At 67.4% G+C, this 9793-nt stretch carries 8 protein-coding genes; 4 read left to right on the plus strand and 4 right to left on the minus strand.

All coding sequences use genetic code 11. The annotated features are described in order from the left end of the window. Positions 1-209: 209 nt before the first annotated feature. The 4 genes from ISF28_RS30075 to ISF28_RS30090 all read right to left on the minus strand — a co-directional run bounded on the left by ISF28_RS30075 (position 210) and on the right by ISF28_RS30090 (position 5282). A complete protein-coding gene (locus tag ISF28_RS30075; RefSeq protein WP_198120853.1) occupies positions 210-2051 on the minus strand; it encodes an NPCBM/NEW2 domain-containing protein in 1842 nt (613 codons plus the stop codon). 53 nt (positions 2052-2104) lie between these two features. Then, positions 2105-3667, minus strand: a complete 1563-nt coding sequence (locus ISF28_RS30080; protein ID WP_198120854.1) for a family 43 glycosylhydrolase — start codon at positions 3665-3667, stop codon at positions 2105-2107. A 132-nt stretch (positions 3668-3799) separates the two neighbouring features. Beyond that, a complete protein-coding gene (locus tag ISF28_RS30085) occupies positions 3800-4237 on the minus strand; it encodes a VOC family protein (RefSeq protein ID WP_198120855.1) in 438 nt (145 codons plus the stop codon). A gap of 37 nt (positions 4238-4274) precedes the next feature. Next, on the minus strand, positions 4275-5282 hold the full coding sequence (locus ISF28_RS30090) for a YeiH family protein (protein ID WP_198120856.1): 1008 nt from the start codon (positions 5280-5282) through the stop codon (positions 4275-4277). Between the two features lie 93 nt (positions 5283-5375). Here ISF28_RS30090 and ISF28_RS30095 point away from each other — a divergent pair, with 93 nt between their 5' ends. The 4 genes from ISF28_RS30095 (at position 5376) to ISF28_RS30110 (ending at position 9570) form a co-directional block, all read left to right on the plus strand. Beyond that, a complete protein-coding gene (locus ISF28_RS30095) occupies positions 5376-6266 on the plus strand; it encodes a LysR family transcriptional regulator (protein ID WP_198120857.1) in 891 nt (296 codons plus the stop codon). A gap of 105 nt (positions 6267-6371) precedes the next feature. Continuing rightward, a complete protein-coding gene (locus ISF28_RS30100) occupies positions 6372-7802 on the plus strand; it encodes an aldehyde dehydrogenase family protein (protein ID WP_198120858.1) in 1431 nt (476 codons plus the stop codon). Next, positions 7786-8715 carry an AraC family transcriptional regulator gene (locus ISF28_RS30105; RefSeq protein ID WP_198120859.1) on the plus strand — a complete coding sequence of 310 codons (930 nt, stop codon included), beginning with the start codon at positions 7786-7788 and terminating at the stop codon, positions 8713-8715. Before ISF28_RS30100 ends, ISF28_RS30105 begins: the two co-directional genes overlap by 17 nt. Before the next feature lie 9 nt (positions 8716-8724). After that, positions 8725-9570, plus strand: coding sequence for an alpha/beta hydrolase (locus ISF28_RS30110; RefSeq protein ID WP_198120860.1), 846 nt, complete (start codon positions 8725-8727; stop codon positions 9568-9570). Positions 9571-9793 lie beyond the last annotated feature (223 nt).

A 9793-nucleotide genomic window follows, 5' to 3' on the forward strand; every position in this document is an offset into this window, starting at 1 on the left:
TCCCGAACAGGACCGTGAAACGACTTTGCGCCGATGATAGTGCTGCAACCAGTGTGAAAGTAGGTTATCGTCAGGCTAGTTATTAGAAAAGCCCGCTCAATTCAGATTGAGCGGGCTTTTTGCTTTTTCGGGCACAATCCCTGCCGCGTTCAACGACACGGCGCTGGACATGGACATGCCAGCCCAGGGATGTGGGCTTGCCTGATCGTTTAACGCATCAGCCGCGCATCCGCCCAGGTGGCGAGGGCAACACCCGCCTCCCGGTCCTTGCCCTCGACCACCAGCTCCAGCGTGCGGACGCCGCGCACCGGCACGTCGATCTCCACCGGCTGCGTTCCGGACTGCTCGAACAGCAGCTTCCCGTCGCCGTACACGCGGAAGGTCAAGGGCCGGGCCGTGTCGTCGTTGGCTCCCGCCACGGTGCGGAAGCGGCTGAATTCCTTGTCCAGCCGTACTTCCAGCCGAGAGTCGCTCAGCACGCCGATACCGTTGTCGCGGCGCTTGCCGCCGACGATCAGCGGGGTTCCCGCGGGCGACGCGTTCACCTGCGCAGGTGCCCACGAGGCAAAGCGCAGGGCCGAGATTTGCGCGCGGCCGTCCGCGGCCACGTTGATCCGCGCCGGCATCTCGCCCAGGTAGACACCACCCTTCAATTCCGGCACGCCCCGCACCAACAGCAGGCGCGTTTCGTGCGGCGCCAGTTCGGCGCTGATGACGCCCCGTTCCACGGCGCGCTCCTGGCCCGTCCACAGGTCGCGCATGGTCGCGGGCGCGGCCGGATCCAGGTTCAGGCGCCCCAGCGCCACCGACAGCGCTTGCGGACGGGCGCTCCGGTTGATCAGGGCGAGTGCCTTGGTCCCGGCCTGCGCCATGCTCTTGACGAGCGTCTCGGTGTCCGTGGTCCGGGCGACGATCACGCCCTGGTTGCCGGCCGGGTCCTGATTGATGGCGATGACTTCGCGCTTGCCGATGATGTCGAGCACGACGGGCGGCGCCTTGGACAGGTCCGCGCCCAGCACGAGCGGCGCGTTGACGATGGCCCACAGCGACATATGGGCGCGCGCCTCCACGGGGTGGTCGGCGTCGAACTCGCCGAGGCCCACTTCCAGCATGTCCGGATCGTTCCAGTGGCCGGGGCCGGCGTACAGCGCACGTCCGGCGCTGCTGTCGAAATTGTGCAGCATCGACCACCAGTTGGCGCTGATGTCCTGGCTCGTGCGCCACATCTGGCCGTAGTCCTTGCCCCAATCGGCCACGTGGACCTCGCCCCAGTTGCAGATGGACAGGATGAAGTCACCATCCGGCCGCACGGCGTCGATCGCCGCGCGCAGGTCGGCGTACAAGCGCTCGACCACCTTTGGTTCGGACAGGTCGGGCCGGCTGCGCACCATGTAGGGGCCCAGCGCGCGGTAGGTGCCGTCCTTCACGAACGGCTTCTCGGCCTGGAAGTCGGCCACGCCGCAGGCGTCCACTTTCACATAGTCGAAGCCCCACTCGCCGTAGAACAGGCGCATGTCCTGGGCTTGGTGGCCATAGGTGCCGATCTCGCGCTCCGGCCGCGTGCCGACCGGCAGGTTGGCCCCGTGCTCATCCCAGGCTTGCGAGCAGGCGTTGCGCCCGATTTCCGTGTACAGGCCCGCCTTCAGGCCCATCGAGTGCAGGCGCTCGACGTAGGGGCGGAAGCTGGTTCCACCGTCGGGCAGGGCCGCGCTGGGGAACATGCTGGTGCGGATCTCGATGCGGCCGTCGGCGCGGCGCTTGAGCCACCAGCCGTCGTCCATGTTGACGTAGCGGTAGCCGGCATCCGCCAGGCCCGTGCTCTTCAAAGCCTGCGCCACCGCCATGATCTTCGCTTCCGTCACCTGCGTGTGGAAGGCGTTCCACGGATTCCAACCCATCGGCGGGGTCGCGGCCGTCACGGCGGGCCGCACGGAAAACCTGCCCGACGGGCGCAGGTTGGAGGCAGCGTCGTCGGCGTGGACGGCAGGCGCGCAAGCCGCCAGGGCGAGGATGGCTGCCAGGCGGCGGCGGGGCAGGTGGCGGATGGTCATGTGGGTCACGGAAAGCGGGAAGCGATGGGCAGCGGATGTCGCCTGGTGTCGTTTTAATTGGAGAGAGCCTGGTAGCGGAAGTCCCGGAAGCGCACTTCGCCCTGGCCGGCCGCATAGATCGCCGGCCGCAGGCTGATGAAGCCATCGGCCACGTTGTGATGGTAGCCCGAGACTTCGATGACGGGGCTGTGGCGCGTCCATTGCTTGCCGTCGGCGCTCGTGTAGATCGTCACGATGTTGCGGTCGTTGACGAGCCGCAGGCGCAGCTTGCGCGGCAGCGCCGCCTTCTGCGGACGGTCGATGCCGTAGCGGTGCGTAATAAAACCGTCGCGGTCGAAGCCGATGCCCGCGTACAGCTTATCGTTGTAGAAGACGAGCAGGCCGGCGCGCGCGTTCGCGCTGATCTCGGCCTCGACCTCGACCTGGTAGGCCTGGTCGCCGGCGATGAAGGCCAGCGGCGCGCAATCCCGCGGCGAGGTGCCCTTGCCTTGCACGACCAGCGTCTTGTCTTCGTAGCGCACGCGCGCCGCGTCCGCATCCGTGCCCTGGTAGAAGCCCCACTGCACGCCCATCTTGTCGGTGCTGAAGTCGTCGGATAAGGCCATCCCATGCGGGACGGCCTCGTTGCCCGGTTTCGGGATGGGCTTGGACACGTCGACGCCCGTCGACTTGAGCCAGCCGTCGGCCGTCCATTCGACGGGTTCGAGCAGCGTTTGCCGGCCCAGCGTCCAGTAGCCGTTTTCGTAGGCGTGGTAGACGAGGTACCACTTGCCATTCGGGCCTTCGACGAGGCTGCCGTGTCCCTTGGACCACCATTTCTCGTCGCGACTCCACGTGTGCACGATGGGGTTGTACGGCGAATTCTCCCAGGGACCGTCGAGCGACTTCGCACGCGCGGACACCACCATGTGGCTCGTGGGCGGCCCCGCCGTGCCGCCTTCCGCGACAAGCATGTGGTAGTAGCCGCCGTGCCTGACGAGCTTCGGACCTTCCAGCGCGAACGCGGTCACGACCCAGTCGGCCGGGTATTGCCAGCCCGCGTAGACTTTCTTCTGCGGTCCGGTGACGGACAAGCCGTCGTCCGACAGCGGTACCATGCCGCCGCCGCCCATGAACAGGTAACGCTTGCCGTCCTGGCTCACCACGTGGCCCGGGTCGATATCGCCGATCTTGAGGTCGATGGGATCGCTCCACGGGCCGCGGATGTCGTCCGCATGGATCACGTAGTTGGTCGTGTGCCCATCCTTCAGCCCAGGGAAGTAGATGTAGTAGCGGCCCTTGTGCTTGACGAGGTCCGGCGCCCACACGGTGCCCACGTTCTTGCGCAGCGCGGCGCCGATGGGTTCCCAGTTCACCAGGTCCCGCGAATGCCAGAGCAGCAGGCCGGGATAGCTGAAGAACGAGGAATGCGTCATGTAGTAGTCGCGCCCGTCCTTGAGGATCGTCGGGTCGGGACGGTCGCCGGCCAGAATCGGGTTCAGGTAGCTCCCGTTGCCCAGGTCGGCCTTGCGCTGGCCTTCGATGCCGCGCGCCCAGGTGGCATCGGGCGTGGTGGTTTGGGTGGCGTGCGCGCCGATGCAAAGCAGGAGGGAGGCAAGGAGCAGCGGGAGTCGCATGGAATGTCGTTTGCTTGGAAAAGAAAGGCGGTGGCCATTCCTGCTATTTTGATGTAGATGCCTGGCCTCCGCCTATCTCATGCGCGAAACGAAGTATGCAAAAAAGTGATGCTGGCTTTCATTCAATGCCGCTCACGAACCGGTTAGGTTCAGCATGCGTGCCGCGATCGGGTGCCCGTCCCGCAACTGCAGCAGATCCCACAAATTCCCGTACAGGTCTGCGAAGACGGCCACTGTGCCGTAGTCTTCTTCCTTCGGATCGCGCACGAACGTCACGCCGTTGCTGCGCAAACGCTCGTAATCGCGCCAGAAATCGTCGGTATTCAGGAACAGGAAGACGCGGCCGCCGGCCTGGTTGCCGACGAACGGCTGCTGTTCCGGTTTCGATGCCTTGGCCAGCAGCAGCGTGGTGCCTGTCCCGCCCGGCGGCGCGACGACGACCCAGCGCTTGTCCTGCGCCGGCTGGTACGTGTCGTCCAACAGATCGAAACCGAGCTTGCCGACGTAGAATTCGATCGCTTCATCGTAGTCGCGCACGACCAGCGCAATATGGACAATGGACTGTTGCATGGGCTTTCCTCGTGATTGATGAGTGGCGCCCAGTGTATCAACGGATGCCCAGCAGCGCGATCAATCCCCAGCTGATCAGGCCCAGCCCGACCAGCGACACGACGACGGTGGTGGTGACTTTGCCGCCGGCCCGTGCGACGGCGCGTGCGTCGACGCCGAGGCCCAGCGCCGCCATCGACATGCTGGTCAGCCATCCGGACGCCACATGCGCGGGTTCGAGCAGCGCGGTCGGCAAGGCGTCGATGGAGCGCAGCGCCATCAGGACGAGAAAGCCGACGATGAACCAGGGGACGAGGTGCGCGATCGGCAGCGACTGACGCCGGCCGCCGTCGCGCCGGAACACCGACAACCCCAGCACGACGGGACCGAGCATCAGCACCCGCACCAGTTTGACGAGCGTGCCGATGTGCAGGCTCGCCTGCGACACCGGGGCTGCCGCGGCCAGCACCTGCGGCACCGCATACACGGTCATCCCGGCGAAGATGCCGTATTGGAGCGGCGTCAGCGCCAGTACCCGGTCGAGCAGCGGCAGCACGAGCACGACGACGACGCCCAGCACCGCCGTGAAGGCGATCGACGACGCGACGTCCTCGCCGTCGGCATCGATGACCGGCGCGACGGCGGCGATGGCCGAATTCCCGCAGATCGAATTCCCGCACGCGACCAGCACGGCCATCTCGTGCGGCAAGCGCAGGAACCGGCCGACGGTGTAGCTGAAGGCGATCGCCAGGACCACCGCGAACGCGATCCCTCCCAGCAGCGGCAGGCCATGTGCGGCGATCGCGCCGGCGCTGACGGATGCGCCGAGCAGCACCACCGCCAGTTCGAGTACGAACTTGGCCGAAAAGCGCACGCCGGGCTCGCATCCGGCGGGCACTGTCGCAATCGTGCGGACGAGGCTCCCCAGCAGGATCGCCAGCACGAGGCTTTCGAGCCACGCGCGGCCGAACAGGGCGGTCTCGCCGCGCTCCAGTAACGCGGCGGCGCCCGTGACGGCGGCGCTGAGCAAGACGCCGGGCACCAGCTGAAGAATTTTATTGTTCATGTTGTTCTCCTTGATCGTGCCCGCAGTATCGGCTCGACATAACTGTTCGGTCCATCTTAAAATTCCGTACAAATCATGTAGATAAATCGAACAATGACCCTCGACCAGCTCCGCATCTTCGTCGCCGTCGCCGAACGCCAGCACCTGACGCAGGCGGCGGACATCCTCGCGCTGACGCCGTCGGCCGTCAGCGCATCGATCCGCGCGCTGGAAGAACGCTACGGCACGCTCCTGTTCGACCGGGTGGGCCGGCGCATCGAAGTCAATGCGGCGGGACGAATCTTCCTCGACGAGGCGCGCGCCACCCTGGCCCGCGCCGCCGGCGCCGAGCGGGTGCTGGTCGAACTGGCCGGTCTCGCGCGCGGCGCGCTCGCGCTGCAGGCCAGCCAGACCATCGCCAGCTATTGGCTGCCGCCGCTGCTCGTGCGGTTTCGCGCCACGCATCCGCAAATCGACGTGCGGCTGGATGTCGGCAATACGCAGTCCGTCGCCGATGCCGTGCGCGAGGGGCAGGCCGATCTCGGTCTGGTTGAGGGCGGCGTCGACGATGCCGCGCTCGTCGTCGACAGCGTCGGGCAGGACCGCATGGCGATCGTCGTCGCGCCCGGCCATCCGTGGACGCGCAAGCGCAGGCTGGCTGCCGCCGACTTGCAGGCGGCGCGCTGGATCATGCGCGAGCCCGGGTCGGGCACCCGCTCCGCGCTCGAAGAGATGCTGGTGGAGCAGGGGGCCGACCTGGACGCGCTGCAGGTGGTCCTCACGTTGCCGTCCAACGAAGCGGTGCGCGCGGCCGTGATGAGCGGCAGCGACGTGGCCGGATTGTCCGAGCTGGTCGCGGCGCCGTACATCGCGGCCGGCCTCTTGGCCAAGGTGGGCGCGGACCTGCCGCCGCGCGACTTCTTCCTGCTGCGTCACCGCGAGCGCTACCGCAGCCGCGCGTCCCAGGCGTTCGAGCAGCTGGTGCGTTCCGCGCCCGCTGCCTGATCCGCGCGAGATCGGCAGGATCAGGCAATCCTTCGTCAGTATCCTGCTACCGCCGGGCGCGTTCCGGCTCCTATGATGGACGCACCGTTCACGAGGAGCCCAGCCATGAAAACCATCGCCAACATCTACATCGACGGGCAGTTCGTCACCCCGCACGGGCGCGAACCGCTCGTCCTGATCGACCCTGCGACCGAGCGCGAAACCACCACCGTGATCCTGGCCGACGAGGTCGACGCGCAGCGCGCGATCGCGGCGGCGAAGGCGGCTTTTCCCGCCGTGTCGCGCACGACGCGCGAAGAGCGCATGGCGTGGCTGCAGCGCCTGCACGACGCCGTCGCCGCCGCCGAACGGGACATCGTCGACGTCATGGTCGCGGAATACGGCGGCACCACGGCGATGGCGACGGGCACCGCGCGCCGCGCCGCCGCGTCGTTCGCGATCGCGCGCCGCCTGCTGGCCGAGTACCCGTTCGAGCGCGACGTCGGCGGGGCGCGCGTGACGATGGTGCCGCACGGCGTCGTCGGCATGATCACGCCGTGGAACGCGAGCATCGGCTTCATCGCGAGCAAGCTGGCGATGGCGATCGCCGCCGGCAGCACGGCCGTCATCAAGCCCAGCGAACTGAGTGCCGCGCAGACGGAACTCATCACCCGCGTGATGCACGGCGCGGGACTGCCGCCGGGCGTCTTCAACATCGTCACGGGCCGCGGCGACGTGGTCGGCGCCGAGATCACGCGCCATCCGGACATCGCCAAGATCTCGTTCACCGGGTCGACGGCCGTCGGCAAGGCGATCGCGCGCGGCGCCGTCGACACGATGAAGCGCGTGACGCTGGAGCTGGGCGGCAAATCGCCGACCGTGCTTCTCGACGATGCGGACTTCGCCAAGGCGATGCCGCTGGCGGCGGCGGCCGCGGTGATGAACAGCGGCCAGGCGTGCATCGCCGGCACGCGCCTGCTGGTGCCGGCGAGCCGCGTCGGCGAGGCGCACGAGCTGGCGGTGCGCGCGTTCCGGGATCTCGTCGTCGGCCCGACGCGCGACCCGCGCGTGAACGTGGGACCGATGGTCACGCGCAAGCAGTACGAGCGGGTGCAGGACTATATCCGCAAGGGCATCGAGGAGGGCGCGACCCTGCTGACGGGCGGTCCGGGCCGGCCGGAGGGACTCACGCGCGGCTACTTCGTGCGGCCGACCGTGTTCGGCGACGTCCGCAACGACATGACCATCGCGCGCGACGAGATCTTCGGCCCGGTCCTGTCCATCATTCCCTATCGCGACGACGACGATGCGATCGCCATCGCCAACGACACGCCCTACGGCCTGCACGCGTACGTGTTCGGAGCGGACCTCGCGCGCGCGAACCGCGTCGCGGCAGGCATCCAGGCCGGGCGCGTGTTCGTGAATGGATTGTATGATGCACCGGAGGCGCCGTTCGGCGGCTTCAAGCAGTCCGGCCTGGGGCGCGAGTTCGGCGTCTTCGGCCTGGAAACCTATCTCGAACCCAAAGCCACCATGGGCCATGACAAACGACTCTGAGTTGACGCTCCTCGGCCAGTTGCGCGGCCTGGTCGACAAGGCGATGCGCGGTGCCGGCGCCGGCGTCCTGGACCTGGCCACCGATCTGCCCTGGCTCTGGCTCGTGCGCCGCCCCGCGCCGACGCCGGCCGGGCGCGGCATCCTGTCGCCATCCGTCTGCCTGCTCGTGCAGGGCGAGAAGGAGATGTTCGTCGGCCAGCGGGTGCTGCGCTACGGCCCCGGGTGTTACGTGCAGGCGGGCGTCGCGATGCCGGTGTCGGGCCAGGTGACGTGTGCCAGCGCGGCGGCACCGTATTACGGCATCCGCGTCGACATCGACCCCAAGGAGGTGGCGGCCTTCGTGCTGGAGATGCGCCTGCAGCTGCCGGTGGAGGAAGCGGACCCGCCCGCGATCACGGTCGAGCGTGCGGACGAGGCCATGCTGGAGGTCTTCGTGCGGCTCGTGCGCCTGCTCGACCGGCCGCGCGACCTGCCCGTGCTGGGCCGCCTGCTCAAGCAGGAGCTGCTTTACCATCTCGTGACGGCGCCGGGCGGCGCGACCATGAGCCGCGGCGCGGTCGGCGGACAGCGCGAGCGCGCCGTGGGCGAGGCCATTCACTGGATCCGCACGCATTACAACGAACCGCTGAGCATCGACGCGCTGGCGCGCACCGTGCACATGAGTCCTTCCGTGCTGCACCGGCGCTTCAAGGCGGCGACCGTGATGAGTCCCCTGCAGTACCAGAAACAGGTGCGCCTGCTCGAGGCGCGCAAGATGCTGATGAGCGGCGACGTCGAAGCGGCCAGCGTCGCGTATGAAGTCGGCTACGAAAGCCCGTCGCAGTTCAGCCGCGAGTACCGCCGCCTGTTCGGTGCGCCGCCGTTGAAAGATGCGGAGCAGTTGCGGCGCCAGCCGGCCGCTGCGCAGCCCTAGGAGTTGACGATGACGGAAGCGGACCTGGTCCTCGACGACGGCCGAACGGTGCATTTTCATGTGCAGGCGCCATCCAACGGCGATCGTCTCGCGGTCTTCTGGCTGCACGGCACGCCGAACATCGGCCCGCCGCCCGCGCCCCTGTTCGCCGACGCCGCGCGCCTCGGGCTGCGCTGGATCGGCTACGACCGACCCGGCTATGGGGGCTCGACGCCGAGAGAAGGACGCGATGTCGCCTCGGCGGCGCACGACGTCGCCCGGATCGCCGACCGGCTCGGCATCGACCGGTTCGCGGTCGTGGGCCATTCCGGCGGCGGTCCGCATGCACTCGCCTGTGCTGCGCTCCTGCCGGACCGCGTGCTCGCGGCCGTCAGCATTGCCGGTCTGGCGCCGTATGGAGCCGCAGGACTCGACTGGTTTGCCGGGATGCGGCCGTCGGGCGTGGCGGGCCTGCGCGCGGCGCGCGCGGGACGGTCGGAGAAAGCTGCTTACGAAGCGGCGTCCCCGGACTTCGACCGCGAATCGTTCATCGAGGCCGACTGGGCCGCTCTGGCGGGGCCATGGTCGTGGTTTGACGGCGTGGTCGGGCCGGCGCTGGCCGGCGGACCAGGAGGGCTGATCGATGACGACATCGCTTACGTTTCCCCCTGGGGATTCGACTGCGCGCGAATTTCCCGGCCCGTGCTCTTGCTGCATGGTGGCCGCGATCGTATGGTGCCGAAGCGTCATGCCGAATGGCTGGCGCGCCATTGTCCTTCGGCTACGTTGTGGCTGCGGCCCGAGGATGGCCATATTTCCGTGCTGAACGCGGCACCGCGTGCGTTGGAATGGTTGAGCGAGCGCGTGGGGGATTAGCCGGCGTTGTGAAAAGGTGTTGACGAACATCGCGGAACGCGGCATAATCTCACTTCTCTGCTGCTGACGAACAAAACGATTCGCAAGCGCAGCAAAGCAGTACCGAACACAGTTCTTTAACAATAAACAGTCGATAAGTGTGGGCGTTTGATGAGGTGCCAGTATCGCTTCGGTGATACTGAATACTTAAATTATCAAATGTTCACAAGAAATACAGTCAGTA

Origin of the sequence: Massilia rhizosphaerae (assembly GCF_016093545.1) — a bacterium.
Taxonomy (GTDB): Bacteria; Pseudomonadota; Gammaproteobacteria; order Burkholderiales; family Burkholderiaceae_D; genus Telluria; species Telluria rhizosphaerae.